The organism is Micromonospora sp. NPDC047467, assembly GCF_040643095.1.
In the GTDB taxonomy this organism is placed as follows: domain Bacteria; phylum Actinomycetota; class Actinomycetes; order Mycobacteriales; family Micromonosporaceae; genus Micromonospora.
Window position 1 is genome coordinate 121,316 of sequence record NZ_JBEYTO010000002.1, and the last position, 26,587, is coordinate 147,902.

Below are 26,587 nucleotides of genomic sequence, written 5' to 3' on the forward strand. Positions count from 1 at the left end.
GGCCCCTGATCATCGGCACCGGTGCCGCTCCCGACGGGCACATGCGTGAGCACGCGGGGCTTACCGCGTGCTCAGTTGCGTCGAGAGGTCAGCGGGTCGGACGAACCCAGGGATCCGGGTCGTCGTCAGCGTGATTCTCATCATCGTCGTCGACGAACTCTTTAGAGTCGTCGACGAAGTGGTGCTCAGACTTACCAGCACCCGCCAGTTCGCGCTGCAAGGCGGTGAGGTCGGTGTTCGGGGAGTGGTACTTCAACTCCCGGGCCACCTTTGTCTGCTTGGCCTTAGCACGGCCGCGCCCCATGGCTCGACCCCCTCGCACAGAATGCGGGGCAGCCCGAAGGCGGGCCCCGATGACGTCAGGCATCTCTCGTAGCTCTTACGGTACATGGGGATGCCATCGTTCGGCACCTCGGGTTACCGCCAGCCGGCTCTGCGCGTCGCGTTGATCCGACCGTCACCCAGTGTACCCGGTAAGGAGTGAAACAGAGAGCGCCCGTGACACCGGACAAACGCGACAAACTTGACTCGGCATCAGCCTACCGAGCGGGGCCGGCATGCGAGGCCCGGAGGCGGATCCCAGTCGACCCGCCTCCGGGGACGCTCAGCGCAGGTGGATCGTGCGCAGCCGGCCGACCTCGGCCATCCGCCGCTCGGCCAGCCGGTCGGCGGCAACGGCCGGCGGCACACCGTCGGCGTCCGCCAGGTGCAGGATCTGCCGGGTGGTGTCGTAGATCCGGGTCGCCCGCAGCTTCGCCCGATCGAAGTTGAAGCCGTCGATCTCGTCGGCCACCTGGATCACGCCGCCGGCGTTCACCACGTAGTCGGGGGTGTACAGGATGCCCCGGTCGGCCAGCAGCTTCTCGATGCCCGGGTGGGCGAGCTGGTTGTTCGCCGCCCCGGTCACCACCTTGGCGCGCAGTGCCGGCACGGTGTCGTCGTTCAGCGCGCCGCCCAGCGCGCACGGTGCGTACACGTCGATGTCCGCGGCGACCAGTGCGCTGGCGTCGTCGACCAGGGTGATCTGCGGGTGGTTGGTGCGGGCCCACGCCAGGGCCTTGGAGCTGACGTCGGCGGCGACCACCTCGGCGCCGTCCTCCAGGAGGTGCCCGATCAGGTGCTTGCCGACCTTGCCCAGGCCCGCCACGCCGACCCGCCGGCCGCGCAGGCTGGGGGTGCCCCAGACGTGCTCGACGGCGGCCCGCATGCCCTGGAAGACGCCCCAGGCGGTGAGGATCGAGGAGTCGCCGGCGCCGCCGTGCTCGACGCTGCGACCGGTCACGAACCGGGTCTCCCGGGCGACGATGTCCATGTCGGCGACGTAGGTGCCGACATCGCACGCCGTGTAGTAGCGGCCGGCGAGCGACTCCACGAAGCGGCCGTACGCGCGCAGCAGCGCCTCGCTCTTGACCTGCTCCGGGTCGCCCCAGATGACAGCCTTGCCGCCGCCCAGATCCAGCCCGGCGAGCGCGTTCTTGTACGCCATGCCGCGGGACAGGTCGAGCACGTCGGCGAGCGCGTCGTCCTCGCTCGCGTACGGATAGAAGCGGGTGCCGCCCAGCGCGGGCCCCAGCGCGGTGGAGTAGATCCCGATGATCGCCTTCAGGCCGCTCTGCTTGTCCTGGCAGAACACGACCTGTTCGTGGCCGGTCGATCCCGGATCGTCGGTGCTCGCGAATACGCCCATGACTGGCTCCTGGAGTGGTGTGCGTCCTTGTGGGGCGCGGACCTGGTGGACCCCGGCGGGGATGCTGCCGGTGTGGGTCGAGCCTAGTATCGGCCGCCGCACGGCTGCCCGACGCGCCGCCGTCGTCTCACGTTGCGGCGCGCGTGGGTCCGGCCTCTGACCGCGCACGGGTGCGGTTCGTGGGAGGATCGCGCGGTGCCGTCGCTCTTCGCTTCTTACCTGCGCGTGTACGAGCCGCTGACCGCCTTCGACCGGGACCGGCAGAGCTACTGGCGCCGTTACGTCTCGGAAGGGCGCGCCGTCGCCCCCATGGAGGGGCCGGGCCGGCAGCGGACGGCGGTGATCGAGGCGCTGGGTGCGGGCTGGACCCGGCTACCGGACCTGCCCGAGGAGGCGTACGTCCTGGAGACGGACGACAGCCTGCTGATCTGCCCCTGGAACCTGCGGATCCGGGTCGCCGAGGCGGCGCTCAGCGCCCGGGACGGGGTGCCCGCGGTGCTCGCCGACGCCTTCGTGCCGCCGGTGCTCGCCGGGCAGGCCAGGGCTGCGGTGGACGACTGGCGCAGCGGTGCCCGGGTGCTGGAGCACGGGGTGCCGCGGGTGCACGAACAGATCGCCACCTGGGGCGTACCGCTGCGGTGGTTCGTGCTCTTCGACCCGGCGGAGCGGGACCTGGTCACCGAGTCGGGTCGGCGTGCGCTGCGCTACCGCACCGAGATCTCCAAGGCCCGCCGCCGCTCGTCGCGGGCACTGTCGGTGCTGCGCAAGTCGGTGGGCGAGGCGCCGATCACCGAGGCGGTGGAGGAGGCGGCCCGCTGGTTGGAGGAGTTCCACCCGCGCTCGGTGGTGGAACTGGACTACGGCGGCCTGGTCGACCTGCTCTCCGACGAGACGCTCGCCGCGGACGACTCGCCCGAGTTGGTCGCCAGCGGCCTCGCCGGGCTGTCGCGGGGCGAGGCGGACGAGGCGTCCGCCGCGTACGACAAGCTGGTGGCCCGGTGGCGTGCGGTGCAGCTTTTGGAGCGGTGCAACTAAGGGCAAATCGCCCAATGAGTGCCCCTAAGCTGAGTAGCGCTCGTAGTTGACGCATCACGAACCGTGATCATGAGTCCGAATAAGGTAGTTTCTGAGGTGTAAAAGTCGTAAAAATCGGGCATGGTTCATCCGTCCGTCTAGGGACCTTCATCCGTTCGGCCCATGTCGGACATCGGGGACTAGCCGGACCATGGGAGACGCGTCGGCCGGCGGGACCCCGGCCGATGTCTATACATGTGGAGGAGTGACCGATGGCATCGCGAACGCACGAACCAGAGCCGCTACTCACACCGGCCGAGGTGGCGTCGATGTTCCGTGTCGACCCGAAGACGGTGACCCGGTGGGCCAAGGCGGGCAAGCTCAGCGCCATCCGCACTTTGGGTGGCCACCGTCGATACCGCGAGTCGGAGGTCAGGGCGCTGCTGCAGGGTCAAATCCCGCAGCAGCGGCAGGGCGACTGAGCAACATCAGCTTTTCCGGAAAGGGGCGGCGGATCTCGATCCGCCGCCCCTTTCCATGCCCACGGCCGGTCGCCGTCGAACCGGCGCTCACCGTCGGCTCAGCCTCAGCGCCGCACCTCGGCCAGCGTGACGCGGATGCCGACCGTGCCGCCCTCGCCCCGACGCAGCCGACTGCCGAGCAGGCTCAGCCGGCCGAGCAGCCGGTACTTGTGCTTGAGCAGGTCACGGATCCGGCCGATATCGCCGCCACCGTAGATCGTCGCGTGAGCGGGCACCTCCGCGCCGTGCGGGCGGCCCCGCACGTCGCACGGTGCCACAGTCACCTCGCCGTTGCGGCGAATGCGCTTCACCTTGCCGGAGTCGGCCCGAGTCCAGACCGCCAACGCCTCGCCGTCGCGGACCGCCCAGACCGGGGTCGGCACCGCCCGACCGTCCTTGCGGAAGGTCGTGAGCAGGATGTATTTCTCGGCCGACAGCCTGTCCAACGTGGTCACGCCGCAAGGATACGGCCGACACGGCCACTGAGTGGCCGGATAGCGTGAACGTCGTGACGGGCGAGCCTCTCATCGGAGACGTGGTCGGCGAACTGCTGCGGGACACGCTCGCCGTGGCCACCGGGGTAGGACCCCGGCCGATGGTCGGCGGGCGACTGCCCCGCCCGGTCATCGAGATCATCGAGCGGGACGACGGGCTGATCAACGGCGCGCCCGCCGCGCACTACCTGGACGGGCCGGCCGACTGGCAGCCGTACGACCACCGGGCCGTGGACCGGGCGCGAGGCGAGACACTGGACGTCGGCACCGGCGCCGGCCGGATCGCGCTGCTGCTCCAGGAGCGCGGCGTACCGGTCACCGGGTTGGACACCTCGGCGGGCGCGCTGGCGGTGAGTCGGCGTCGGGGCGTACGGCGGCTGGTGCACGGCACCGTGGACACCCACGTGGCCGACGGCCAGCGGTACGACACATTCCTGCTGCTCGGCAACAATCTCGGGCTGTTCGAGGGGCGGGAGCGGGCACCCGGGTTCCTGGCCGCGCTCGCCGCGCTGGCCCGACCGGGGGCGCAGATCATCGCGCACGGCACCAACCCGTACGGCACCCGCGACCCGCTGCACACCGGCTACCACGAGCGCAACCGACGTCGGGGCCGGCTCGGGGGGCAGCTTCGGCTTCGGCTCCGCTATCGGGAGCTGGGCACAGAGTGGTTCGACTACCTGGTCTGCTCGCCGGACGAGTTCGCCGAACTCGTGCACGACAGCGCCTGGCAGTTGACCGATGTGGACGACCGAGACGCGCCCTACTACCTGGCCACCCTGCGCCTCGCCGGATGACGGTGAAGGGCCCCTCGTCGACGAGGAGCCCTTCACCGCACGGCTCAGACCTGGACGGTCGGGGGAAGCTGCTCGGGCGGCAGACCGCCATCGCCGTCGACCACCTCGTCGGGGGTGCCGTCCTCGTCGATGTCGACCATGGTGATGTCCACCTTGCCGTCACCGTCGGTGTCGAACTGGAAGAGATCGGCCTTGCCGTCGCCGTCGGTGTCCACCACCCACACGTCGGTCCGGCCGTCGTTGTTGGTGTCAGCGCGCAGCAGGTCGACTCGTTCGTCGCCCCGGGTCTCCACGACCTCGGAGTCGGTGCTGCCCGGGTCGGTGACGCTCTCCGGTGCCTGGCTCATGTCGACTGGTCCTTCCCTTGAGTTGACGGGCCGTACGTACCCGATCCCGCGCTCCCCCACGCATGGCCGGGTCGTCGTGCTGAATAGGGTCGCACCATGAGCGAGCGGAGCGGACGGAGCACCCGGACCGGCGTGGCGGGGACCCCGCGTGCCACCGGGCCGGACAGGGAGGCGTGATGAACGATCGTTTCGTGGTCGTCGGTGCGGGCACGATGGGGCTCGGCATCGCGTACGTGGCGGCCGGGTCCAGGCACGCCGTGGAGTTGGTCGAGGTGGACGCGGACCGGGGAGCGACCGCGCTTAACCGGCTCGCGGATCTGTGGGAGCGAGCGGTGCAGCGTGGAAAGCTGACCGCCGACGAGGCCGCCGCGAACCGGCAGCGGGTGACGCTGCGCCCGACCCTCGCTGAGGTCGCGCCCGCCCCGGCGGTGATCGTGGAGGCGGTGCCGGAGCGGCTCGACCTGAAGCGGGCCGTGCTGCGGGACGCCGCCGCGCTGACCCCGGCGCTGCTGGGCAGCAACACCTCCAGCATCGCCATCGGGGAGCTGGCCGCTGGGCTGGACGCGCCCGAGCGCTTCCTCGGCCTGCACTTCTTCAACCCGGTCTGGGCGATGGCGCTGCTGGAGATCGTGGTCGGCCCGGCCACCGCCGAGGAGACCACCACTGCGGCCGTCGCGCTCGCCGGCCGGCTGGGCAAGGACCCCGTCGTCGTACGCGACATGCCCGGCTTCGCCACCTCGCGGCTCGGGGTCACCCTGGGGCTGGAGGCGATCCGGATGGTCGCCGACGGCGTGGCCAGCCCGGCCGACATCGACAAGGCGATGGTGCTGGGTTACCGGCACCCGATCGGGCCGCTGGAGCTCACCGACCTCGTCGGCCTGGACGTGCGGCTGGACATCGCCCGCACCCTCCAGGCCGCGTACGGGGACCGCTTCGCGCCTCCGCCGCTGCTGGAGGAGATGGTGGCCGCCGGACGGCTGGGTAAGAAGTCGGGGCACGGCTTCTACGACTGGACCGGCGGAGTCAAGCAGTGAACGTCGTCGCGAGCGGAAGGCGCACACGGTGAGCGGGTTGCGGATCGAGGAGCAGGCGGACCGGCTCGTGGTCACGCTGGACCGGCCGGAGAAGCGCAACGCCATCGACGCCGACCTGATCGCCGAGCTGCACCAGGTCTGCGCCGAGTTGGAGGCACGACCTCGGCTGCTGTTGTTGACCGGTGGCACGGCGGGCATCTTCGCCGGTGGCGCCGACATCGGTCAGCTCCGCGAACGGGGGCGTACGGACGCCCTGGCCGCGATCAACTCGGCCGCCTTCGCCCGGATCAGGGCACTGCCGATGCCGAGTGTGGCCGCCGTTGACGGCCCGGCGCTGGGCGGTGGCGCGGAGTTGGCGTACGCCTGCGATCTGCGGGTCTGCACGGCGCGGGCGGTCTTCGGCCAGCCGGAGGTGCGGTTGGGCATCCTGGCCGGCGCTGGGGCGACCCACCGGCTGCCCGCCCTGATCGGCGAGGCCCGCGCCAAGGAGTTGCTGTTCACGGGCCGGCGGGTGGATGCCGCGGAGGCGCTGCGGATCGGCCTGGTGAACCGGGTGGTGGACGAGCCCGGTGAGCTGCTGACGGTGGCGCACGGGCTGCTGGACGAGATGGCCCAGGGCTCACCGCTGGCGTTGCGGCTGACCAAGCTGGCGGTGGACGCGCCGGCTGCCGCGCACCCGCAGCTCGACCTGGTCAGCCAGGCGGTGCTGTTCGAGGACGAGGAGAAGCACCGCCGGATGACCGAGTTCCTGGAGCGCCGTCGGGCCCGCTGACGCCGCAAACGGAAACGGCCGCACCGGCGGGATGCCGGTGCGGCCGTCGCGGTCCGCGGTCGGTGCTCAGTGCCGGATCTGCACCCCGGAATCGGCGAGCGCCCGGATCACCTGGGCGGACTCACCGAACCCGATGATCAGCACGGCGTCCGCACCGAATTCCTTGATCTCTTTCGCGCCGCCGGTGAAGTCCACCGGTGCCGCCTTCGCGTCGGCCGGCGGGTCGTACGTGAGCAGCTTGAGCCGGTCGCCCGCGATGCCGGCCTTCTCCAGCTCGTCACGGACGGTGGCCTGGAGGCCCTCACCGTAGGAGTCCTTGCGGGCGACGATGACGATCTTCTGCGACCCGTCGCGGAGGATCACGTCGGCCAGCGCCCGGCCCTGGAGGCTGTCCGGCGGGGCGGTGCGGAAGTAGAGGCCGTTGTCCTCGACGTCGGTCAGGCTCGCGTCGGTGTTGGACGGCGAGAAGAGGATCTTGCCGGCCTTCACCACGTCCGGCAACACCTCGCGGGAGATACCCGAGGCGCCGGCGCCGATGATGACGCTGACCCCGTCCGCCGCGTGCTTGGCCACGGTCGCCTTGGCCACCGCCGGGTTGGTGCCGTCGTCGCCGTCCACCCACGTCACCGGCTTGCCCAGCGCGCCACCAGCGGCGTTGATCTCCTTGATCGCCAGGGCGGCGCCGGCGGCCATCGGTGGGTACGCGATCGCCAGGTCGCCGGTCTTCGGCAGCAGGCCGCCGATGATCAAAGGCTCCTTGGCGTCGTCAGCGCCACCCGGGCGCGGCTTGCGCGCCTTCGGCGGAGTCTTGGTGCTCGCCGCCGACTCGGCGCCCGCGCCAACGAACTCGGTCTTGCCGTCGTTGATCTGCTGGCCGTCGAAGGTCAGCGTGGCGTAGCTCGCGGTGGCCGGCTCGCCCTTGTCGGTGAAGCCCGCACGGGTCAGCGACACACTGCGGTACTCGATGTCCTGCCCGGCGCGGGCCAGCGTGAGGCAACTCGCCGGGTCCTCGCAGCGCTGACCGTTGTTGGTCACGCCGACTATCTGCTTCGCGATGGCCGCCGGGTCGGTGCTCCCGGCGAGCTGGGCGGCGAGCACAGCGATCACCACGGCGTCGTACGTCTCGGCGGCGTAGAGGTAGTCCGTCAGCGCCGGATTGACGGACCGTAGCCGGCTCTTGAAGTCATCGGGCAGCGGGGTGAGCGGCGTGGTCCCCTTCATCCCGTCGACGAGATCCGCGCGTTCCTTCAACTCCGCTGGGTAGGAGTTGAGCATGTTGCCATCCGTGCCGTAGAGGCGCACCTGTTGGGCGCTGCCCTCTTCGGCCTTGTCATCCCCGCAAGCGCTTGTGGCGAGCAGGATCGTCGCGCAGGCGGCCAATGTGGCCACCCGCGAACGGCGTGATACGAGCATGGTCGTCCTTCCTCCGGCGAAGGTCCGCTGCGCACATTAGCGTGCCGGGCCCGGCAGCGGGACCGTGGAGGTGGCTCAATGCGCAGGTCGCCCGCGTTGAACACGGAGAGTGAGGAATATGCGGGGCCTTGACCTCCCGTCCTACTGTGCGCTGCGTGACGGACCTACCACAGCAGACGTTCGACGACGCGGCCGCAGTTCTCCACTCGGCGCTCTCCGGCGACGGCGAGGCGGTGGCGGGGGCCTTCGACGCGGTTGTCGACCGCGCCGGCCTGCCCGGTGCGTACGGGGTGGCCTGGTGTCTCGCCGCGACGATGGTTGGTGACGCGCCGTCGACCAGCGGATGCGCGCTGGACTTCCCCGGCATCGACCAGGCGGATTACGACACCCGCTGGGTGGCCCGCTTCGTGAGCGCGTACGCCAACCGGGACGTGCCGACCGGGGAGGCGCTGTTCGGTGCGGCCGCGGCCGACGGACAGCTCTCCGACTGCCTGCTCACACTCGCCGGCTCGACGATCGCCACCCTGCGCAGCCGCGCCGGCTGACGCCTCCCCCGGGCGGCGGCGCGCCCGCTCGGGCCGCTCAGAACGCGTGGTACGCGACAAGGGGCTCGTACTCGTAGCGGAGGTTCTCGAAGCGGACCCGGAAGTTGACCCCGTCGCGCACGTTGGTCGCCACCGTGATCCAGCCGGAGTTGGCCGGCAGGTAGGTCCAGTAGTTGCAGTTGCCCGTCTTGTCGACGAAGATCACGCAGGCATCCGTGCCGTACGCGCTGGCGTTGCGCACGTTGATGTCCCGGCACCGGCTCGTGGTGCGGTAGGTGCCAGCCTGGCCGCCGTAGCCACCGGTCTGGAAGAACGACCGGACCGCTCCGCCGTAGCAGGTGGCGAGCGGGGCGAAGAGGTTCGGCCCCGAGACCTCCGGGCCGGCCTGACCGGACGGTGTTTTCTGCGCGGCCTGGGCCGCTTGGGCGGGTGCGCCGATTGCGAGCAGTGCGGTGGCCGTGGCGACGGCGAGCAGGCGGGCGGTCGGGGATGACATGCGTGCCTCCGGAAACGGTTGACTGACCGTCCGTGCGGACGGGTGATCCGAACGTGACGATGATACTGATCAATGGATTTGGGCGTTGTCCCGCGACGGCCGCTGGATGTGATAGCTCTGAGGCATGTCCGAGGCCATGCTGAGCAAGGTGCGCAAACTGCTGGCCCAGGCCGAGGACCCGGCCTGCACGCCCGCCGAGTCAGCCGCGTTCACCGCCAAGGCGACCGAGTTGATCGCCCGCTACGGCGTGGACCGGGCACTGCTCGCCGCCCGCGACCCCACCACCGACCCGGTCGGCGACCGGGTGCTGGACATCGTCGCCCCGTACGCCCGCGACAAGGTCGGCCTGCTCGCCGCCGTCGCCGAGCCACTGCGCTGCCGCTGCGTCCGCCGTCGGCAGGGCAACGGGTTCACGCTGCACCTGTTCGGCTTCGCCAGCGACCTGGAACGGGTCGACCTGCTCTTCACCTCGCTGCTCGTACAGGCGGCGCATGGGCTGGCGGGCACGGAGGTGCCGGAGGGCGAGCATCCGGCCGCCTTCCGCCGGTCCTGGCTCGCCGGCTTCGCGCAGGTGATCGGGGGCCGGCTCTGGGCGGCCGAGACGGCGGCGGCCAGTGAACCGGGCACACCGTCCGTGGCACTGGTGCTGGCCGACCGCTCCGACCGGGTGCAGCGGCGGCTCGCCGAGCAGTACCCGCGACTGCGTACCGCGCCACCACGCCGGCTGGCCGGCACCGGCTTCGGCCCCGGGGCGGAGGCCGGGCACCGCGCGAACCTGGGCGGCCGGGACCTGAACACCGGCCCGTCCGCCGACCGACAACTCGGCGGTCGCTGACGTACCGTCGTTGGCCCGTTGGCCCGTTGGCCCGTTGGGCTGTGGGGCGGCCTTTGGCTGCGGGGTGTCAGGCGGGGCTGGTGGGGTGGCGGCGGGACGCCGTGGCGAGGTAGCGGGTGAGCAACTCGTGCCAACCCGCCGTGAGTGCCTTGCGGTACCCCTCGGCGGCCTCGCCGTGCCGGTCGAAGTGCCGGTGCTCCAACTCGACCCGGGTGCGCTCAGGCCCATCCGGCAGGAACAGCACCTCGACCTCGCTCGCCCGCGCCGGATCCGGCACCGGCACCCGATCCGGACCGATCTGCCAGGCGAACACCAGTCGGCGCGGCGGGTCCCAGGTGAGCACCCGTCCCCAGTCGGCGCGAAAGCCGTACGGGCCGACCTCGTACAGCATGCCGCCGGCCCGCGGCTCCATGCCCAGCTCGGCGAGGGCCTCCGGGCCGGACCAGGTGTACTCGGTGACCCACCAATCACTCAGCTCGTCGGTGAAGACCGCGAACGCGTGCTCCGCCGGCCCCGGGACGAGGAGGCTGCACCGCAAGGAGAAACGCTCCAGGTCCTGACGGATGCCTGCCGGACCAGTCATCTCCTGTCCCATAGGCCCGGACCATACCGGCTGATGCCCGGGTGTGCAGCTTCGCGCGGTGCCCGGTTCCAGACAGTGAGTCGCCGAACAGTCACGGATGGGATGCGCCGCCGGAAAGCGGGTAACCGCGCCGGACGGCCCGGACGACCGGGCGGTGTACGGGCGGAGCGGGAGCATGAGCGAGAGCGTTGAGCAGCGGAAGCCGGACCAGAACGTCGACGACCCCGACGTGCTGCTCGACATTCCGAAGGTCTCGGTCGACTCGCTGCGGCTGGCGGTCGACGGGCTGGACGCCGACCTGTCGCTGCGGGCCCGGCTGGCCAACCTGCTCCAAATCGACGCTGGCGTACGGGTGCACCTGCACGGCGTCGAGCTGGACGTCGACGGCGTCCAGGCCGAGGCGCAGCTGCGCGTGCGGCTGGAGCAACTGGTGACGCTGCTGGGCCGGGCGCTGGACACGATCGACAACAACCCGCAGATCATCGAATCTCTCTCCCGGCCGACCGGCGCCGTGATCGACGACGTCAACCGCGGCGCCGAGCAGGTGAGCGCCGAGGCCGCCGAGATCACCGCCTCGGCACAGCACTCCGACGTACGCGACGAACTGCGCCGGCAATCAGGAGGGCCGGGCGAGTTCACACGCCCGGCCCGCCCGAAACCACCAGCCCCGTCGACCGGGGCCGGGGCCCCGGGGGGAGGCGCAAAGGCCGGTAGGGATCAGGGCGGCGGTGGTCAGGGCGGCGGTGGTCAGGGCGGCCGTGGTCAGGGCGATAGCGACACCCGGGACGGCGGCGCTTCGGGCGGGGCTCAAGCTGCGGCCCAGAATGCGGCGCAGTTCGCCGAGCAGGCGGGGGAGACCCTGCGACAGGCCGGGCGCAGCGTGTGGGAGGCGATCCAGGGCGGCCTGGCGCAGCACCGGCCGCAGGATGGTCGGGATTAGCGAACGCGTCGCCGGCACGCCCATCTGAAGCTCGCCACACGACTGTGACCTTGACGCCCCATCGATGATGGACGCATGAACATGGCTGACGAACCCGTCATGGCCGCCTTGCGTCTGGTGGCAGTGGGTGTCGGCGTCGCCGCGGTCGCACTGGGCCTCAAGGTGGCCGTATCGCGGCAGTTTCCCGCAGCCTGGATTCGGCTCGCACGCCTGAAGCCGAGACACCGCGCTCAGCCCGTCCGGCTGGGCAGCTTCCAGGCCATGATCGGTGCCGGCCTGGTGATCCAACAGGTGCCCTTCCTCATCGACACGTCACTTCCGGTTGGACGCGCCCTGTTCGCGGTGTCACTGCTGCTACTGGTGACGGCGGCGGGAACGTATGCGGTGCTCCGTCGCTAGGCTCGGCCAGGACACAAAGCAAGACCCCCACCTACGTTTCCGCTGGTGAGGGCGCGAAGTTCTGGCTCAGGGTGCTCACCGAGTTGAAGAACCGGGGTGTCGCGGACGCGTGCATGGTGGTCTGCGACGGGCTCAAGGGTCTGCCCGACGCGATCGGGCAGAGCTGGCCGTCCGGTGCGAGTTGGCACGGCCTGGGCCAGCTGACCACTGAGTTCGAGGTCATCGACTGGTGTGAAGGATTCGTACACTGCTGTCATGGTGACATCACCCGCTGTTGTTGAAGAACTCGGCAACGAGCTGATGGCGTTGGGGTGGGTCACCGACCTGATGGTCGCAGGGTCACTGGCCACCGGCGACTACATCCCTTGCGTCAGCGACCTCGACCTGGTGGCACTTGTCGACGGGCCCGTCGATACCGGTCGGCAAACCACGCTCGCCGCCGCCCATCATCGCCTTGACAGTGGGACCGGCACGGGATTCGACCTGGGTTGCGTCTACGTCGACGTCGAGGCCGTCTCCGACATTGACGTGCAGCACCCGACCTGGACCCACGGTCAGCTCGTTCACCGGATTCTCTCCAGAATCACCAGAGCAGAGCTGGTACGACATGGATACGAGATCTTCGGACGCTCACCACGCGACGTTTTCCCCCAGATGTCGGACGACGACATTCGAGCGGCGGCCCACGCTGAACTCACCGGCTACTGGGCCTGGGCCGCTCGACGTCCATGGCTATGGCTAAACCCCACCATCGCCGACCTCGGTCTCACCTCCATGGCTCGCGGCCGCCACTCGCTCAGCAACGGCGAATTGCTTACGAAGACCCAAGCCATCGAGCAGGCCGACGCCCCAGCCTGGTTGATCAACCAGCTACTCGCCAGACGCCAGGGGAAGGCCGCCTCCTCGCCCCGCATACCCACGGCCATGATCGCCTGGCGTGACGCCCGTCGAACGGTCGCCCGCGCACAACAACTCAGTCGCTGAGGCGCCCGGTCCCGGCTGAAGCTGAACATGGCGCAAACAGCAAGATCCCCACCTGCGTTTCCGCTGGTGGGGACCTCTGTAGCCCGGCGAAAGGCTATGTGGCCAGGGGCGGGGTCGAACCGCCGACCTTCCGATTTTCAGTCGGACGCTCGTACCAACTGAGCTACCTGGCCGTGTCGCTCGGCTCATGCTACCCGCCAACCTGACGAATCAGCGGCAGGGTCACACGCTCCGATACGCAGAACGCCGCGCGAGGCGCGGCGTCAGCGCTGCGGTCCTGACGGGACTTGAACCCGCGACCTCCGCCTTGACAGGGCGGCGAGCACTCCAACTGCTCCACAGGACCTAGCTTGTGTTGCTCCGGCTTGCGCCGGTCGTGCCCCCAACGGGATTCGAACCCGTGCTACCGCCTTGAAAGGGCGGCGTCCTGGGCCGCTAGACGATGAGGGCGGCCCCGCCATCATTGCATACTCGCAACTTCAAGCGGACTTGCTCCCATCCGGCCCCGCCGGAGGCTTGGAAAGCATACGTGATGCCTGGTCGGTCGACAAAACCGGTATCGCGGGAGCCGTGACAGGCCGCATAACCGCAGGTCAGGGCCGATCTAGCGGAGTCGGGTGATGCCGAAGCGGCGCTTCAGGTCGGCGATCAGGTGCGGGCAGGCGCCGAGCGTCGCAGCCCGGTCGCCGCCGCCGTCGTGCAGCAGCACGATGGCCCCGGGGCGGGCGGCGGAGTGGACACGCTTGGTGATCGTCGCGGCCGTCGGCTTGTTCCAGTCCTGCGGGTCAACGGTCCAGTGCAGGGGGCGCATGCCGAGTTCCTTCGCCACCGCCAGCACCTCCGCCGTCCACCGGCCGCCTGGCTGGCGGTAGAAGGTCACCGGGGTGCCCGGGGCCGCCGCCTGGATGGCCCTGTTGGTCCGGGTCAGGTCGGCCCGGATCTCGGCGGCCGGCCGGCGGGCCAGATCGAGGTCGTGCCGCCAGCTGTGGTTGCAGAGCTGATGCCCTTCCCGGACGATCCGTCGGATCAACTCGGGGTGGCGCTGGGCCTCGTGGCCGACGACACAGAAGGTGGCGGTCACCTTGGCTGCCCGCAGTTGGTCGAGCACCTTGGGGGTCCAGGCCGGGCTGGGCCCGTCGTCGAAGGTCAACGCCACCGGCCGTACGCCGGTGCTGCGCCGCAGGCCGGCCGGGAGTGTGGTCGGTAGTGGTCGCAGCGGCGGCTTCGGCGGCTTGGTGCGGGTGGGGCGCGGGGACGGGGTGGGTGTCGGGGTGGTCGACTCGGTCGGCTGCGACCCGTCGGTGGCGTGGATGGTGCGGTTTGGCTCAGCGCAACCGGACAGGGCCAGCACCACGGCGAGGACGGACGCCAGGGCGGCGCGGGCTTGCATCGTTCGCTCCCGGGGGGTCGGGGCAGGCGGACCACCGACGGTAGTGGAAGCCGCGCAAAGCCGACAGAGCCGGTCAGGCCCCCGTCGCCTGGTCCAGCGAGTCGCGTACGGCGACGGCGAGCGAGAGCGCCTCGGCCAGGTCGAACGGCCGCACCACCCCGGCGGGCAGTGTGTCGGCCTGCCAGCCGGGGCCGGCGGCGAGGATCAGCAGCGGGCGGCGAGGCGCGGTGAGCAGCGCACCGAGCTGGGCCGGGTCGGCGGTTGCCCGGGTGTGCGACCAGAGCACCACGGCGGCCGGCCCGGTGCGGGTGACCGCCTCGACGAGGGCGGCCAACGGCACCCGGGCACCCAGCATCCGGTAGCCGACCCCGACCTCGGCGAGCGCGGCGGCCAACGCCTCCAGGGGCAGGCTGTGCTGCTCCTCGTTGGCGCACGAGAGCAGGATCCGGGCGGGGCCGGTGGGGGCGTGGGCCCGGCTGGCTGCCGCGAACGCCTCCGAGACGCAGCGGGAAATCAGGTGTTCCACCTCGATCAGCGCGCCGGTGGCGGCGTGCCGTTCGCCGACGCCGGCGAGCACGGGGCGCAGCAGGGTCTCCCAGGTGGCGACGACACCGGTGGCGGCCAGGGTGTGTGCGACCGTCTCGCTGATCGCGGCGGCGTCGAGTCGCATGGCGGCGCGGGCCAGCCCTCGGGCGGCCGGGCCGGCACGACCCACCGGGATGGATCCGCCGCCGTCGCGGGTGAGGGGGCGGATCCGGCCCCCGTTGCGGACGGCGTCGGAGGCCACCTGGCTCGGTGCCTGGCGGGCCCAGCGGGCCGCCTCAGCGGGGCTCACGCCCTCGGCGGTGAGCCGTCGCATGATTTCGAGGCGGGCCAGGTCGGCGGGCGTGTACCGGCGGTGGTGGCCCGGGACATGCTCGCTGGGGCCGAGCCCGTAGCGCTGGTGCCAGGTGCGCAGCGTGGTGACCGCCACCCCCAGCCGCCGCGCGACGGCGCCAGCGCTCAGCGCCTCATCGGCCACCCGACCGCTCCGCCGCGTCATCCGCCGACGATCCGGGCGGGGTCACGGCCGGGCCGGGGGCGCCCGACGTCGAGCCAGAGGGGCGCAGCAGCCGGTTCACCACCCCGCCCAGCCACGGTGCGTACGACCGGGGGTCGCGGTCCAACTCGGCCTCGAGGGCGGCGGGGTCCGCCCAGCGCAGCTCGGCCACCTCGTCCGGGTCCGGTTGCAGCGGGGCGGCGGGCAGGAACTCGCCGCGCAGCACGTGGTCGTACTCGAACTCGACCCGACCGGTGGTCGGGTCCTCGGCGTAGTAGACGTAGACGCCGACCTCGGTCAGCTCGACCGGGCCGGTGCCCAACTCTTCGCGCAGCCGCCGGTTGGCGGCCTCCGCGAGCGACTCGCCCGGTAGGGGGTGGCCGCAGCACGAGTTGGCCCAGCGCAGCGGGAACCGGGTCTTGATCGCGGCCCGCCGCTGGAGCAGCACCTGACCGTCCGGGTCGACCAGCAGCACCGAGAAGGCCCGGTGCAGTTGCCCGGGCGGTTGGTGGGCGGCCGCGACGGTGGTTTCACCGTGGGCCTGCCCGGCGTCGTCGACCAGTTCGACGAGGTGGTCCTCGCGGCTGCTCATCGGCCCTCCCCGGTGATCCGACCGGCCGCCAGCTTGCCGGAGATCAGCACCATCGGCACGCCCACCCCCGGCTGGGTGCCGGAGCCGACGAAGACGACGTTCGACAGGTCGCGGTGCAGGTTCGACGGGCGGAACGGGCCGGTCTGGAAGAGCGTGTGCGCGGCGGCGAACGGGGTGCCGGCGGCCATCCCCTGCTCTTCCCACTCGGCCGGGGTGATCGCCCGGAGCACCTCGACGCCGTCGCCGAAGCCGACGTAGCCGCGCTCCTCCAGAGTGCCGATCAGTTGGTCGCCGTAGCGTCGGGTCAGGTCACCTCGCCACTCGAACGGCGCCCGGTCGAGGTTGGGCACTGGGGCGAGCACGTAGTAGGTGTGCCGGTCCGGTGGGGCAACCGACGGGTCGGTCCGACTGGGGTTGGTCACCAGCAGCGATGGGTCGGTCATCAACTCGCCCCTGCGGATGACCTCATCGAAGGTGCCCTTCCATGCCCGGCCGAAGTGGATGTTGTGGTGGGCGATCTTCGCATATCCCTGCCGTGAGCCGACGTGCAGGACGACGCACGACGGCGAGTAGGTGAGACGGCGGTTGGGGGCGGCGGGCAGCAGGTCCCGGTAGGCGACCGGCAGGTCCGGGTTGAGCACCACCACGTCCGCCGGCACCAGTTCGCCGTTGGCGGTGAGCACTCCGGTTGCCCGGCCGTTCGCGGTCTCCACCCGGGTCACCGTGGTGTCGTACCGGATCTGCACGCCGTGCTTCTCGGCGGCGCCGGCCATCGCGCGGGAGACCGCGTGGACGCCGCCGCGCGGGAAGTAGACCCCGGCGACCGAGTCGAGGTACGCGATGACCGCGTAGATGGCGAGCGCGTCGTGCGGGGCGAGCCCGGCGTACATCGCCTGGAAGGAGAAGATCCGCTGGGTACGCGGGTCCCGGAAGAACTGGTTGATCTTCGTCTGGAGGCGGCGGAAGGCCCCGCCGGTGAGCAGCTTGAGCAGGTTGCCGGTGATCAGGTCGGTTGGCGCGTCCAGGTTGCGCTCGATGAAGTCGGCCCGCTCCAGCCGCCACAGCTCCCGCGCGTAGTCGACGAAACGCAGGTAGCCGTCGGCCTCCCGTGGCCCGCAGACCCGGGAGATCTCGGCCGCCATCCGCGTGGTGTCGGTGAGCACGTCGAGGGTCGAGCCGTCCGGGTAGTACGCCCGGTAGGCCGGGTCGAGCGGCGTCAGGTCGAGCCAGTCGCGCAGCTCCTCGCCGACGGCACCGAGCGCCTCGGCGATCAGGTCGGGCATGGTGAGCACCGTCGGGCCGGTGTCGAAGTCGTAGCCGTCCACCGAGAGCCGGCCGGCCCGCCCGCCGGGCACCGGCTCCCGCTCCAGCACGGTCACCTGCCGGCCGCTGCCGGCCAGGTGCAGCGCGCAGGCCAGCCCGCCCAGGCCGGCACCGACGACCACCACCCGATCCGTTCGTCCCGTCACCGTGCGCACGTGACCTCCTTGAGAGAGTCGCTCATCAGGCCCGCCGGTTCGTGGCGGCGGTGGCCAGCCCGGTCAGCGCCGTACGCGCCGTCCGGTCCACGGGTGTGGCGTCGAGCGCGGCCAGCGCGTCGCCGACCCGCTCGGCGATCATCCGTTCCACCCGCGCGACCGCGCCGGTGTCGGCGATCAGTTCGGCGAACCGGTCGACCGGCCCCCCGCCAGCGCGATCCAACGCCCTGAGCTGGGCTGGCGTGGCCAGTTTCCGGGCCAGCATGAGCAGCGTGGTCGGCTTGCCGGTGCGCAGGTCGTCGCCGGCCGGCTTGCCGGTGGCGGCCGGGTCGCCGTAGACACCGAGCAGGTCGTCGCGGAGTTGGAACGCCTCGCCGACGGCCAGGCCGTAGCGGGTGTACGCGCTGACGAGCGGGGCATCGGCGCTCACCCCGGCCAGGGCCGCGCCGAAGAGCAGCGGTCGTTGCACGGTGTAGCTGGCGGTCTTGTAGCGGGCCACCCGCAGCGCCCGGTCGACCGACCAGTTGGCCGCGTCGTTCTCGCCGAGCACGTCGAGGTACTGCCCGGCGATCGTCTCCACCCGCATCTGGTCGTAGCAGCGGCGGACCTCCAGCAGCCGGGCCGGCGGCACCGCGGCGTGTGCCAGCAGCCGGTCGGCCCAGACCATGCAGAGGTCCCCGATGAGCACCGCGGCCGCCTCGCCGTAGCGGCCGGGATCGCCGCGATGACCGGCGGCGACGTGCTGGGCGGCGAGCGCGACGTGCGCGGTGGGCCGGCCGCGACGGGTGGAGGAGGCGTCCATCACGTCGTCGTGCACCAGAGCGAAGGTGTGCAGCAGTTCGAGGGCGGCCAGCGCGGGCAGCACCGGTCCGAGTGATTCGGTGCCGCCTGTCGCGCCACGCCAGCCCCAGTACGCGAAGGTGGATCGGAGACGTTTGCCGCCGGCCAGGACGGCGTCCCGCGCAGCGGACGCGAATGCGCCCATCGCTGCGTCGATGTCGGCGAGTGATTCGACCTCGGCGCTGAGGAAAGTGGTGAGGGTGCCATCCACCGCGGTGCTCAGGTCATGGGTGTACGCAGCCAGGACGGCGCGGACCGGATCGTCCCTGTCGGCCGGCCCGGTTGGCGCCAGCCGGATCGTGTTGCCCGCCGCTGCGTCGTTGGCCATGAGGGCGAGCGTACCCTAGGCTACGAGTTGCGTCGATTGGTGCGTCGATAAATGAGGAGGGTCCGGTGGACACGGATCTCACCGCTGCCTATGACCGATGCCGTGAGCTGCACAAACGTCACGGCCGCACCTACTATCTCGCCACCAGACTGTTGCCCGCCTGGAAACGGCGACACGTGCACGCGCTCTACGGCTTCACCCGGTACGCCGACGAGATCGTCGACCGCACCGAGGACCTTCCACCGGCGGAGCGGGCCGCCCTGCTCGACGACTGGGCCAGGCAGTTCGTCGCCGGCCTGCACGGCGCGCCGGTCGACGACCCGTTGCTGCCGGCCGTGCTGCACACGATCGCCATCTTCGACCTCGACCGAGACGACTTTGCGTCGTTTCTCAAGAGCATGGCGATGGACCTGACCGTCACCGCGTACCCGACGTACGACCACCTGCTCGACTACATGGAGGGCTCGGCGGCCGTCATCGGCACCATGATGCTGCCGATCCTGGGCAGTTCCGACCCGGTGGCCGCCCGTGAGCCCGCCCGGCAGCTCGGCTTCGCCTTCCAGCTCACCAACTTCATCCGGGACGTCGCCGAGGACCTCGACCGGGGCCGCACGTACCTGCCGGACGAGGACCTGGCGAAGTTCGGCGTCACTCGCGACGACCTGCTCGAGGCCCGCGCCCGGGGGCGCGGCACGTCCCGGACCAGAGAGCTGATCGAGTACGAGGTGACCCGCGCCCAGGCGCACTACGCGGCCGCCGCGCCGGGCATCACCATGCTCGCGCCGGCCTCACAGGCCTGCATGCGCACCGCGTACGCGCTCTACGGCGGCATCCTCGACGAGGTGGCCGCGCAGGGCTACGACGTCTTCGCCCGACGGGCCCTGGTGCCGCAGCGGCGACGGATGGCGGTGGCTGCCCGCGCCCTGCTCACCTCGACCGGTACCCCCGTCACGGTTCCCGGGCCGACGGTCCAGCCGGCCGACCGGTGACCGCTGGCGCCGCGATCGTGCTCCTCACCCGCGACCTGCGGGTGCACGACAACCCGGCGCTGGCGACCACCTGCGCGGCGTTCGACCGGGTGGTGCCGCTGTACGTGCTCGACCCGGCGTTGGCCGGGCTGTCGGCCAACCGCACCCGGTTCCTGCACCAGGCCCTCGCCGACCTGCGCGACGCGCTGCGCGAGCGCGGCGGTGACCTGGTGGTGCGGCGCGGCGACCCGGTGGCCGAGACGATCCGGCTGGCTGACGAGGTCGGTGCCACAGACGTCGCGCTCTCCGCCGACGTGAGCCGTCACGCGCGTCACCGGGAGCGGCGACTGCGCGCCGAGTGCGAACGGCACCGGCTGCACCTGCGCCTCTTTCCCGGGCTGACCGTGGTCGAGCCGGGGGCCCTGCGCCCCGGTGGCGGTGGCGACCACTACCGGGTGTTCAGCCCGTACCACCGGGCCTGGGCGGCCAACCGGTGGCGCGAGGAGTTGGCCGCGCCGCTCCGGATCGCCCTGCCCGACGGGGTGCCCGTGGGCGAACTGCCGACACCGCCGGCCGGGGACTCACCGGACCCGGTGGTCGGCGGCGAGCGGGCCGCCCGACAACGACTCACCGACTGGCTGCCCGACCTGGGCCGGTACGGCGACCAGCACGACGACATGGCCGGCGACGACACCTCCCGACTCAGCCCGTACCTGCGCTTTGGCTGCGTGTCTCCGCTGGCGGTCGCCAACCGCGTTGGCGACCGGTCCGGGCCGTTCGTCCGGCAGCTCTGCTGGCGGGACTTCTACTACCAGGTCACCGCCGCCTTTCCGGAGATCTCGACGGCGGCGTACCGACGCGGAGCCGCCGAGCGGTGGCGCTCCGACGGCGACGCGCTGACGGCCTGGGCCGAGGGTCGGACCGGAATGCCGATCGTGGACGCCGGGATGCGGCAGATGCGGGCGCAGGGCTGGATGCACAATCGGGCGCGACTGATCACCGCCGGCTACCTGACCAAGCACCTCGGGCAGGACTGGCGGGCCGGGGTCGCGGTGTTCTTCCGCTGGCTGCTGGACGGTGACGTGGCGAACAACTCGGGCAATTGGCAGTGGGTCGCCGGCACCGGCAACGACACCAAGCCGTACCGGGGGTTCAACCCCGTCCGGCAGGCCGAGCGGTACGACCCGAGCGGTGACTACGTACGCCGCTGGGTGCCGGAGTTGGCGGCGGTGCGGGGTAAGGCGGTGCACCAACCGTGGCGACTGGCCGGGGCGCTCCGCCTGACGCTCGACTATCCACCGCCGCTCGCCGTGCCCGGCACCGATCCGGTCTGGCTGCGCTGAGAGCCCTCCGGTCAGAGGCAGGAGTGCAGCGCTTCGGCCAACTCGTCGACCCGATCGTGCTCGGCCAGCCGGGCGGTGGCGTACGCGAAGGTGTAGCCCCGTCCGGGGTCGGCCCACGCGCTGCTGCCGCCGATGCCACCCATGCCCCAGCTGCCGTCCGGCTCCCACTGCATGCCGAGCGTCCACCGGGCGACCCGGTCGAGCACCAGGTCCGGCCCGTCGTACTGGACCCGGGTCGCCTCCGCCACCAGCTCGGGGCTGACCAGGCGGACGTCGTCCAGGACACCACCGGCCAGCAGACCAGCGTAGAGCCGGGCCAGGCCGGCGGCGGTGGCGTGCAGGTTGACCGCCGGCATCTCGGCACCCCGCCAGAGCGGGCTGTTCAGCACGGCGAGGTCGAGCCCGCCAGCCGGGTTGCCCATCGCCCGCGCCCGCAACGAGCCCGGTTCGCCGAGCGCCCGGGTCGGCCACTGGGGGTCGCCGTAGCGCAGGTCCGCGCAGCGCCGCTGATCGGCCGCGGCCAGCCCGAACGCGAGGTCGAGCCGCCACGGGCCGGCGATCTCCTCGGCCAGGAACCGGCCCACCGACCGGCCGTCCACCCGGCGGACCAGCTCGCCGACCAGGTGCCCGTACGTCCAGGCGTGCTCACCGGCCATCGAGCCCGGCGGCCATTCGGGGTCGGCGGCGGCCAGGTCGCCGGCGAGCAGCGCCCAGTCGTTGATTGCGGCGGCCGGCCGGGGCACCGGGAAGGCCGGCAGCCCGGCGGTGTGCGACAACACCTGGCGCACGGTCGCCGGGGCACGGAACTCCGGCCAGTGCCGCGCCACCGGCGCGTCGAGATCGACCCGCCCCTGGTCGACAAGCATCAACAGGCAGAGTGCCGCGACGGGCTTGCCCACCGAGTAGACGTTCACCAGCGTGTCCGGCCGCCACGGCTCACCGCCGGGCACGTCGGTGGTCCGCGACCCGCCGACCAGGTCGACCACCGGCTGACCGTCGTACCAGATGGCCAGACTGGCGCCGGTTTCCCGACCGCTGGTGAACAGGTCGTGGAAGCAGTCCCGGACCGGAGCGAAGCGTGCGTGCATCAGGCCACCGTAGGCGGCGCGGCCCGATGAGCACGCCGACTTTTTCGCACCCCGGTGGTCGGGGTGGGGCCGCTGGGGGATGCTGTCGGAGTGGCAGAGCCGGAGCTGGTGGATGTGGTCGTGGTCGGGCTCGGGGTCGGCGGCGAGGAGGTGGCCGGGCGGCTCGCTGAGGCCGGGCTCAGCGTCGTCGGCATCGAACGGGATCTGGTCGGTGGCGAGTGCCCGTACTGGGGTTGCATCCCGAGCAAGATGATGATCAGGGCAGCCAACGCGCTGGCCGAGGCGCGCCGGGTCGACGGGCTGGCCGGGACGGCGCAGGTCCAGCCGGACTGGGCGCCGGTGGCGAAGCGGATCCGCGAGGAGGCCACCGACAGCTGGGACGACCGGGTCGCGGTCGAGCGGTTCACCGGCAAGGGCGGCCGGTTCGTCCGGGGCAGTGGCCGCCTCGACGGGCCGGGCCGCGTCCGGGTCGGTGACCAGGTGTTCCAGGCTCGGTACGGCGTCGTGCTGGGCACCGGCACCCGACCCTCGGTGCCGCCGATCGACGGGCTGGCCGACACCCCGTACTGGACGAACCACCAGGCGATCGAGGTCGAGCAGCTACCCGAGTCGATGCTGGTGCTCGGCGGCGGCGCAATCGGCTTGGAGTTGGCCCAGGTCTTCGCCCGCTTCGGCGTCCGGGTCACGGTGGTGGAGGCGTTGGACCGGGTGCTGGCCGTCGAGGAGCCGGAGGCGTCCGAGGTGGCCGCCGCGGCGCTGCGCGCCGATGGCGTCGACATCCACACCGGGGTACGCGCCGAGCGGGTCGAGCACGACGGCAGCCGGTTCACGCTGCACGGGGTCGGCGGGGCGGAGTTCACCGCCGATCGACTGCTGGTGGTGACCGGCCGCCGGGCATACCTGGACGAGCTGGGGTTGGACACGGTCGGTGTGAACTCCACGAAGCGCTACCTGCCGGTGGACGACCGGCTGCACGTGACCGACGGCATCTGGGCGGTCGGCGACCTGACCGGCGAGGGCGCGTTCACGCACATCGCCATGTATCAGGCGGGGATCGTGGTGGCCGACGTGCTGGCCCATGCTCGGCAGGCGAATGCCGGGCCGGACGCCAGCGGGACCGCCAGTGTGGTCGGCGGCGCGATGGGCGCCTCCAATTCGCTGGCCGCCAGCGGGTCGAGCGGGTCGGCCGGCAGCGTGCCGCGCGCCGACTACCGTGCGCTGCCCCGGGTGACCTTCACCGACCCCGAGGTCGGCGCGGTCGGCCTGACCGAGCGGCAGGCCCGCGAGCGTGGCATCAACGTGCAGGTCGGCTTCACCAAGCTGGGCAGCTCCACCCGGGGCTGGATCCACCAGGTCGGCGACGAGGGCTTCATCAAGCTCATCGCGGACGCCGACGAGGGTGTGCTGGTCGGCGCGACCTCGGTCGGCCCGGCCGGTGGCGAGGTGCTCTCCGCGCTGGTCGTGGCAGTGCACGCGGCGGTGCCGCTGAGTCAGCTCCGGCACATGATCTACGCGTACCCGACCTTCCACCGCGCCATCGAGGACGCCCTCCGCAACCTGTCCTGACCCGGCCAGCAGTCTCCCAGGGGACGCTGCCTGCCCGCCCGAAAGAGCCTGATGTCTCAGCGACATATTGATGTCGCTGAGACATCAGGCCCACTTGCAGGCCCGGCCTCCCGAGGAAGCGCCAGTCGGCGCCGACGGCACGCGGACGATCGTGCTCAGGGCGGCAAGATGCCGCAGCGAGCCAGCAAAATTTGGCGATTCTGCTGTTCATTTCTTTCATTCTGGTGACGTACGATTGCGGCCGTGACCAAGCGGTTGACTGAAGTTGCCAAGAAGGCGGGCGTCAGCGAGGCCACCGTCAGTCGGGTGCTCAACGGCCGGGACGGGGTGTCCGAGGCGACCCGGACGGCGGTGCTGACCGCACTGGACGTGCTGGGCTACGAGCGACCGACCAAGCTCCGCGGCGAGCGTGCCCGACTGGTCGGGCTTGTACTGCCCGAGTTGCAGAACCCGATTTTCCCGGCGCTCGCCGAGGTGGTCACCGGATCTCTCGCCCAGCGCGGTTACACGCCGGCCCTCTGCGCCCGCACCATCGGCGGTGTGTCCGAGATGGACTACGTGGAGATGCTTCTCGACCACCAGGTCTCAGGGGTGATCTTCGCCGGTGGCTCGTACGCGCTTGCCGACGCCCGACACGACCACTACCGCCGGCTGACCGATCGGGGCCTTCCGGTGGTGCTGGTCAACGCCGGTGTCGACGAGTTGGGTTTCCCCCGGGTCTCCACCGATGACGCGGTGGCGGTCGAGCAGGCGTACGGGCATCTGCGGTCGCTCGGTCACGAGCGGATCGGGATGGTGCTCGGCCCGGAGGGGCACGTGCCGTCGCGCCGCAAGCTGGACGCGATGGTCCAGGCCGCCGGCTGGGGTGACGTCGAGCGGGAGTGCGTCGAGCGATCCAGCTTCTCGATGGAGGGTGCGCGGGTCGCCGCGACCAAACTGGTCGAGCGGGGCGTGACAGGCATCATCTGCGCCAGCGACGTGCTGGCCCTGGGCACCATCCGGGCCGCCCGGCGGCTGGGTCGTTCGGTGCCGACGGACATCTCCGTGGTGGGCTTCGACGACTCGGCGTTCATGACCTGCACCGACCCGCCGTTGACCACGGTGCGGCAGCCCATCGAGACGATGGGGCAGGCCGCGGTGGACCTACTGGTCACCCAGATCGAGGGTGTCGGCGTCCTGCAGGACGAGCTGTTGTTCGAGCCGGAGCTGGTTGTTCGGGGCTCCACCGCACCCGCCCCTCGCCGCTGAGCCCTCGCACCCACTCCGCGCCGGGCCGCGCCGTCGATCATTAGCCCGACCTCCGGTTATGCCGGTCTGGTCCCCATTGGACGACGCTCGGCCGTCGACCGCTTCCGGCGGTCGTCGGCCATTTTCGTTGACGCTGCAACCCCGGCAGCGCCAGCCCGAACACCGATGGTCCAAACGCTTCCAAAAGCTCCCAGAGCCGGCGTGCCGCGCGCTGCTGTCTGTATCTGTCGTTGAGAAGTCGTGTCCTTTCAGAAGCAAGTCGACGTCTTGCCGAGATGAGTCGACGTCGCTACAGTGACCTCACTCACACCTGGCTCGGACGCCGTTACTGGGCGTCAGGTCGCATCACCGCAGATCAGCGAAGTTCACGGAGACACCCGTTCCCGAAGGGATGGACAGATGTCCGTACCGCAATACCGAAAGGCTGCCGCGTTAGCGCTCGTGGCCGGCCTGGGGCTCAGCCTCACGGCGTGCTCCACGAAGAGCGACGACAAGGACACGACCGCCGGCGGAAAGGTCACCATCACGGTCGACTGCCAGCCGGTCGGTGCCCAGAAAGAGCTGTTGAAGAACTGGAACGACGATGTCGCCGAGTTCCAGCGGCAGAACCCGGACATCGTCATCAAGAGCGTGAGCGTCGGCGAGCAGTGCAACAACCCGCCGGACTTCACCGCCCGCCTCGCCGGCGGCACCGTGACGGACGTGTTCTACGGGTACATGACCGATCTCCAGCAGGTGCTCGACTCCGGTCAGGCGATGGACATCTCCGCGTACGCCAACAAGGACACCATCCCCACCTGGGACAGCGTCGACCCGGCGCTCAAGGGCGTCTTCACCGACGGCGGCAAGCTCTACGCCGTACCGGTGAAGAACTACTCGATGGGCCTGGTCTACAACAAGGTCCTGTTCCAGCAGGCCGGGCTCGACGTGAACAACCCGCCCAAGACGTGGGCCGACGTCCGGGCCGCCGCCAAGAAGATCTCCGCGCTGGGCAACGGCATCGCCGGCTACTCGGAGTACAGCGCCGGCAACACCGGCGGTTGGCACTTCACCTCGCTGCTCTACTCCCAGGGTGGCCAGGTGCTGACCGAGGACGGCAAGAAGGCCGACTTCAACAACGCCATGGGAAAGCAGGTCCTGCAGAACCTCAAGGACATGCGGTACGGCGACAACAGCATGGGCGCCCGCCAGCTCCTGCAGTGGGGTGACCTGCTGACCAACGCCGGCGCGGGCAAGGTCGGCATGTTCATCGGCGCGCCGGACGCGACCCAGGCGATCGTCAGCCAGTTCCAGGGCAAGTTCCAGGACTGGGCGATGAGCCCGCTGCCTGGCCAGGACGGTGCCGCGAAGGGGACGCTCGGTGGTGGCGAGGGCTACTTCTTCAAGAAGGACCTCACCCCCGAGCAGGTCAAGGCCGGTCTGAAGTGGATTGCGTACCAGAAGCTGACTCCGGGCAAGGGCCAGTTCGACTACGTCCGGGCCAAGCCGCAGAACTACCCGGTGGGTCTGCCGCAGCCGCTGCTCTTCGCCAACGGCAGTGAGACGCAGAAGCAGGAACTCGAACTGCGTAAGGCCAACGCGAACGTCGACACGGCGAACTTCGTGCTCTTCGAGGCGACCCCGGTCCCGATCAAGGGTGAGCCGCGCAACGCACAGGCGATCTACGCGGTGCTCGACGCCGCGATGTCCGGGGTGCTGACGAACCCGAACTCGAACATCGACGCACTGCTCAAGACGGCCGAGGACAAGGTCAACCAGCTCCTGGCCGCCGAGAGCTGATCGGCAGGTGTGGGGGCCGTGGCACCGGCCCCCACACCCCGCGCCGCACCGTCCGCGTCACTGACTTGGA

Annotated in this window: 28 protein-coding genes, 3 tRNA genes and 1 pseudogene; 16 read left to right on the top strand and 16 right to left on the bottom strand. The window is 71.0% G+C overall.

Features of this window, described 5'->3' with window-relative positions; all coding sequences use genetic code 11:
* Positions 1-88 precede the first annotated feature (88 nt).
* Both ABZ780_RS04795 and ABZ780_RS04800 read right to left on the bottom strand, forming a co-directional pair.
* Complete coding sequence (locus ABZ780_RS04795; RefSeq protein ID WP_357484232.1) at positions 89-304, bottom strand: DUF3073 domain-containing protein; 216 nt, start codon at positions 302-304, stop codon at positions 89-91.
* A 300-nt stretch (positions 305-604) separates the two neighbouring features.
* On the bottom strand, positions 605-1,687 hold the full coding sequence (locus tag ABZ780_RS04800; protein WP_357003583.1) for a Glu/Leu/Phe/Val dehydrogenase: 1,083 nt from the start codon (positions 1,685-1,687) through the stop codon (positions 605-607).
* A 195-nt stretch (positions 1,688-1,882) separates the two neighbouring features.
* Between ABZ780_RS04800 and ABZ780_RS04805 the strand changes: the two genes are divergently transcribed.
* Entirely contained in the window at positions 1,883-2,722 is an 840-nt protein-coding gene (locus ABZ780_RS04805) for a hypothetical protein (protein ID WP_357003585.1), read from the top strand.
* Positions 2,723-2,973: 251 nt separating this feature from the next.
* A complete protein-coding gene (locus ABZ780_RS04810; protein ID WP_007073996.1) occupies positions 2,974-3,183 on the top strand; it encodes a BldC family transcriptional regulator in 210 nt (69 codons plus the stop codon).
* Positions 3,184-3,287: 104 nt separating this feature from the next.
* Here ABZ780_RS04810 and ABZ780_RS04815 read toward each other — a convergent pair whose 3' ends face one another.
* Positions 3,288-3,677: a PPOX class F420-dependent oxidoreductase gene (locus ABZ780_RS04815; protein ID WP_357003587.1), complete on the bottom strand. Its 390-nt coding sequence runs from the start codon at positions 3,675-3,677 to the stop codon at positions 3,288-3,290.
* A gap of 53 nt (positions 3,678-3,730) precedes the next feature.
* Here ABZ780_RS04815 and ABZ780_RS04820 point away from each other — a divergent pair, with 53 nt between their 5' ends.
* Positions 3,731-4,510 carry a class I SAM-dependent methyltransferase gene (locus ABZ780_RS04820; protein ID WP_357003589.1) on the top strand — a complete coding sequence of 260 codons (780 nt, stop codon included), beginning with the start codon at positions 3,731-3,733 and terminating at the stop codon, positions 4,508-4,510.
* Between the two features lie 44 nt (positions 4,511-4,554).
* Here the strand turns inward: ABZ780_RS04820 and ABZ780_RS04825 are convergent, their stop codons facing one another.
* Positions 4,555-4,857: a hypothetical protein gene (locus tag ABZ780_RS04825; protein ID WP_355587818.1), complete on the bottom strand. Its 303-nt coding sequence runs from the start codon at positions 4,855-4,857 to the stop codon at positions 4,555-4,557.
* A 176-nt stretch (positions 4,858-5,033) separates the two neighbouring features.
* On the opposite strand from ABZ780_RS04825, the gene ABZ780_RS04830 reads away from it, so the two are divergent.
* Positions 5,034-5,891 carry a 3-hydroxyacyl-CoA dehydrogenase family protein gene (locus tag ABZ780_RS04830; protein ID WP_357003591.1) on the top strand — a complete coding sequence of 286 codons (858 nt, stop codon included), beginning with the start codon at positions 5,034-5,036 and terminating at the stop codon, positions 5,889-5,891.
* Between the two features lie 28 nt (positions 5,892-5,919).
* A complete protein-coding gene (locus tag ABZ780_RS04835; protein ID WP_357003593.1) occupies positions 5,920-6,663 on the top strand; it encodes an enoyl-CoA hydratase/isomerase family protein in 744 nt (247 codons plus the stop codon).
* A gap of 66 nt (positions 6,664-6,729) precedes the next feature.
* Here ABZ780_RS04835 and ABZ780_RS04840 read toward each other — a convergent pair whose 3' ends face one another.
* The gene (locus ABZ780_RS04840; RefSeq protein WP_357003596.1) at positions 6,730-8,076 is read right to left on the bottom strand and encodes an ABC transporter substrate-binding protein; all 1,347 of its coding nucleotides are present in this window, start codon (positions 8,074-8,076) and stop codon (positions 6,730-6,732) included.
* A gap of 155 nt (positions 8,077-8,231) precedes the next feature.
* On the opposite strand from ABZ780_RS04840, the gene ABZ780_RS04845 reads away from it, so the two are divergent.
* Positions 8,232-8,621, top strand: a complete 390-nt coding sequence (locus ABZ780_RS04845; RefSeq protein WP_357003598.1) for a hypothetical protein — start codon at positions 8,232-8,234, stop codon at positions 8,619-8,621.
* A gap of 37 nt (positions 8,622-8,658) precedes the next feature.
* Here ABZ780_RS04845 and ABZ780_RS04850 read toward each other — a convergent pair whose 3' ends face one another.
* Positions 8,659-9,117 (bottom strand): hypothetical protein, encoded by a 459-nt coding sequence (locus ABZ780_RS04850; protein ID WP_357003600.1) that lies wholly within the window; start codon positions 9,115-9,117, stop codon positions 8,659-8,661.
* A 124-nt stretch (positions 9,118-9,241) separates the two neighbouring features.
* On the opposite strand from ABZ780_RS04850, the gene ABZ780_RS04855 reads away from it, so the two are divergent.
* Entirely contained in the window at positions 9,242-9,952 is a 711-nt protein-coding gene (locus ABZ780_RS04855; protein WP_357484234.1) for a DUF2786 domain-containing protein, read from the top strand.
* A 67-nt stretch (positions 9,953-10,019) separates the two neighbouring features.
* Here the strand turns inward: ABZ780_RS04855 and ABZ780_RS04860 are convergent, their stop codons facing one another.
* Positions 10,020-10,547, bottom strand: a complete 528-nt coding sequence (locus ABZ780_RS04860; protein ID WP_357484237.1) for an SRPBCC family protein — start codon at positions 10,545-10,547, stop codon at positions 10,020-10,022.
* A gap of 163 nt (positions 10,548-10,710) precedes the next feature.
* Between ABZ780_RS04860 and ABZ780_RS04865 the strand changes: the two genes are divergently transcribed.
* The 4 genes and pseudogenes from ABZ780_RS04865 to ABZ780_RS04880 all read left to right on the top strand — a co-directional run bounded on the left by ABZ780_RS04865 (position 10,711) and on the right by ABZ780_RS04880 (position 12,858).
* The gene (locus ABZ780_RS04865; protein WP_357484240.1) at positions 10,711-11,475 is read left to right on the top strand and encodes a hypothetical protein; all 765 of its coding nucleotides are present in this window, start codon (positions 10,711-10,713) and stop codon (positions 11,473-11,475) included.
* 75 nt (positions 11,476-11,550) lie between these two features.
* Positions 11,551-11,874: a hypothetical protein gene (locus tag ABZ780_RS04870; RefSeq protein WP_357003608.1), complete on the top strand. Its 324-nt coding sequence runs from the start codon at positions 11,551-11,553 to the stop codon at positions 11,872-11,874.
* Positions 11,875-11,921: 47 nt separating this feature from the next.
* A pseudogene (locus ABZ780_RS04875) lies at positions 11,922-12,044 on the top strand (transposase); the annotation flags it as partial.
* 85 nt (positions 12,045-12,129) lie between these two features.
* Positions 12,130-12,858, top strand: coding sequence for a hypothetical protein (locus tag ABZ780_RS04880; protein ID WP_357484242.1), 729 nt, complete (start codon positions 12,130-12,132; stop codon positions 12,856-12,858).
* A gap of 99 nt (positions 12,859-12,957) precedes the next feature.
* Here ABZ780_RS04880 and ABZ780_RS04885 read toward each other — a convergent pair.
* The 8 genes from ABZ780_RS04885 to ABZ780_RS04920 all read right to left on the bottom strand — a co-directional run bounded on the left by ABZ780_RS04885 (position 12,958) and on the right by ABZ780_RS04920 (position 18,525).
* Positions 12,958-13,031, bottom strand: a tRNA-Phe gene (locus ABZ780_RS04885).
* A 99-nt stretch (positions 13,032-13,130) separates the two neighbouring features.
* Positions 13,131-13,204: transfer RNA gene (locus tag ABZ780_RS04890), tRNA-Asp, on the bottom strand.
* 31 nt (positions 13,205-13,235) lie between these two features.
* A tRNA-Glu gene (locus ABZ780_RS04895) sits at positions 13,236-13,308 on the bottom strand.
* A gap of 154 nt (positions 13,309-13,462) precedes the next feature.
* On the bottom strand, positions 13,463-14,248 hold the full coding sequence (locus ABZ780_RS04900; protein ID WP_357484245.1) for a polysaccharide deacetylase family protein: 786 nt from the start codon (positions 14,246-14,248) through the stop codon (positions 13,463-13,465).
* 73 nt (positions 14,249-14,321) lie between these two features.
* Positions 14,322-15,269 carry a MerR family transcriptional regulator gene (locus tag ABZ780_RS04905; RefSeq protein WP_357004813.1) on the bottom strand — a complete coding sequence of 316 codons (948 nt, stop codon included), beginning with the start codon at positions 15,267-15,269 and terminating at the stop codon, positions 14,322-14,324.
* Positions 15,259-15,879: an isopentenyl-diphosphate Delta-isomerase gene (idi, locus tag ABZ780_RS04910; RefSeq protein ID WP_357484247.1), complete on the bottom strand. Its 621-nt coding sequence runs from the start codon at positions 15,877-15,879 to the stop codon at positions 15,259-15,261. The genes ABZ780_RS04905 and idi overlap by 11 nt, the downstream gene beginning before the upstream one ends.
* Positions 15,876-17,357 (bottom strand): phytoene desaturase family protein, encoded by a 1,482-nt coding sequence (crtI, locus tag ABZ780_RS04915; RefSeq protein WP_357484249.1) that lies wholly within the window; start codon positions 17,355-17,357, stop codon positions 15,876-15,878. Before crtI ends, idi begins: the two co-directional genes overlap by 4 nt.
* Positions 17,358-17,382: 25 nt before the next feature.
* Complete coding sequence (locus ABZ780_RS04920; protein ID WP_357003623.1) at positions 17,383-18,525, bottom strand: polyprenyl synthetase family protein; 1,143 nt, start codon at positions 18,523-18,525, stop codon at positions 17,383-17,385.
* Positions 18,526-18,590: 65 nt separating this feature from the next.
* Between ABZ780_RS04920 and ABZ780_RS04925 the strand changes: the two genes are divergently transcribed.
* Positions 18,591-19,514, top strand: a complete 924-nt coding sequence (locus ABZ780_RS04925; RefSeq protein ID WP_357484252.1) for a phytoene/squalene synthase family protein — start codon at positions 18,591-18,593, stop codon at positions 19,512-19,514.
* A complete protein-coding gene (locus ABZ780_RS04930) occupies positions 19,511-20,836 on the top strand; it encodes a deoxyribodipyrimidine photo-lyase (protein ID WP_357484255.1) in 1,326 nt (441 codons plus the stop codon). The genes ABZ780_RS04925 and ABZ780_RS04930 overlap by 4 nt, the downstream gene beginning before the upstream one ends.
* Positions 20,837-20,847: 11 nt before the next feature.
* Here ABZ780_RS04930 and ABZ780_RS04935 read toward each other — a convergent pair whose 3' ends face one another.
* Positions 20,848-21,924, bottom strand: coding sequence for a serine hydrolase domain-containing protein (locus ABZ780_RS04935; protein WP_357484258.1), 1,077 nt, complete (start codon positions 21,922-21,924; stop codon positions 20,848-20,850).
* A gap of 90 nt (positions 21,925-22,014) precedes the next feature.
* Between ABZ780_RS04935 and ABZ780_RS04940 the strand changes: the two genes are divergently transcribed.
* The 3 genes from ABZ780_RS04940 (at position 22,015) to ABZ780_RS04950 (ending at position 26,517) form a co-directional block, all read left to right on the top strand.
* Positions 22,015-23,490 (top strand): FAD-dependent oxidoreductase, encoded by a 1,476-nt coding sequence (locus tag ABZ780_RS04940; RefSeq protein ID WP_357484261.1) that lies wholly within the window; start codon positions 22,015-22,017, stop codon positions 23,488-23,490.
* A gap of 243 nt (positions 23,491-23,733) precedes the next feature.
* Positions 23,734-24,738: a LacI family DNA-binding transcriptional regulator gene (locus ABZ780_RS04945; RefSeq protein ID WP_357484264.1), complete on the top strand. Its 1,005-nt coding sequence runs from the start codon at positions 23,734-23,736 to the stop codon at positions 24,736-24,738.
* 399 nt (positions 24,739-25,137) lie between these two features.
* The gene (locus ABZ780_RS04950) at positions 25,138-26,517 is read left to right on the top strand and encodes an extracellular solute-binding protein (protein WP_357003641.1); all 1,380 of its coding nucleotides are present in this window, start codon (positions 25,138-25,140) and stop codon (positions 26,515-26,517) included.
* Positions 26,518-26,587 lie beyond the last annotated feature (70 nt).

Excerpts from the sequence above, each read along its gene's own strand:
- ABZ780_RS04830 (WP_357003591.1), top strand. The coding sequence starts at position 5,034 with ATGAACGATCGTTTCGTGGTCGTCGGTGCGGGCACGATGGGGCTCGGC.
- ABZ780_RS04800 (WP_357003583.1), bottom strand. The coding sequence starts at position 1,687 with ATGGGCGTATTCGCGAGCACCGACGATCCGGGATCGACCGGCCACGAA.
- ABZ780_RS04865 (WP_357484240.1), top strand. The coding sequence starts at position 10,711 with ATGAGCGAGAGCGTTGAGCAGCGGAAGCCGGACCAGAACGTCGACGAC.
- ABZ780_RS04810 (WP_007073996.1), top strand. The coding sequence starts at position 2,974 with ATGGCATCGCGAACGCACGAACCAGAGCCGCTACTCACACCGGCCGAG.
- ABZ780_RS04950 (WP_357003641.1), top strand. The coding sequence starts at position 25,138 with ATGTCCGTACCGCAATACCGAAAGGCTGCCGCGTTAGCGCTCGTGGCC.
- ABZ780_RS04880 (WP_357484242.1), top strand. The coding sequence starts at position 12,130 with ATGGTGACATCACCCGCTGTTGTTGAAGAACTCGGCAACGAGCTGATG.
- idi (WP_357484247.1), bottom strand. The coding sequence starts at position 15,879 with ATGAGCAGCCGCGAGGACCACCTCGTCGAACTGGTCGACGACGCCGGG.
- ABZ780_RS04840 (WP_357003596.1), bottom strand. The coding sequence starts at position 8,076 with ATGCTCGTATCACGCCGTTCGCGGGTGGCCACATTGGCCGCCTGCGCG.
- ABZ780_RS04935 (WP_357484258.1), bottom strand. The coding sequence starts at position 21,924 with ATGCACGCACGCTTCGCTCCGGTCCGGGACTGCTTCCACGACCTGTTC.
- ABZ780_RS04825 (WP_355587818.1), bottom strand. The coding sequence starts at position 4,857 with ATGAGCCAGGCACCGGAGAGCGTCACCGACCCGGGCAGCACCGACTCC.
- ABZ780_RS04870 (WP_357003608.1), top strand. The coding sequence starts at position 11,551 with ATGAACATGGCTGACGAACCCGTCATGGCCGCCTTGCGTCTGGTGGCA.
- ABZ780_RS04860 (WP_357484237.1), bottom strand. The coding sequence starts at position 10,547 with ATGGGACAGGAGATGACTGGTCCGGCAGGCATCCGTCAGGACCTGGAG.
- ABZ780_RS04850 (WP_357003600.1), bottom strand. The coding sequence starts at position 9,117 with ATGTCATCCCCGACCGCCCGCCTGCTCGCCGTCGCCACGGCCACCGCA.
- ABZ780_RS04900 (WP_357484245.1), bottom strand. The coding sequence starts at position 14,248 with ATGCAAGCCCGCGCCGCCCTGGCGTCCGTCCTCGCCGTGGTGCTGGCC.
- ABZ780_RS04855 (WP_357484234.1), top strand. The coding sequence starts at position 9,242 with ATGTCCGAGGCCATGCTGAGCAAGGTGCGCAAACTGCTGGCCCAGGCC.
- ABZ780_RS04920 (WP_357003623.1), bottom strand. The coding sequence starts at position 18,525 with ATGGCCAACGACGCAGCGGCGGGCAACACGATCCGGCTGGCGCCAACC.
- ABZ780_RS04795 (WP_357484232.1), bottom strand. The coding sequence starts at position 304 with ATGGGGCGCGGCCGTGCTAAGGCCAAGCAGACAAAGGTGGCCCGGGAG.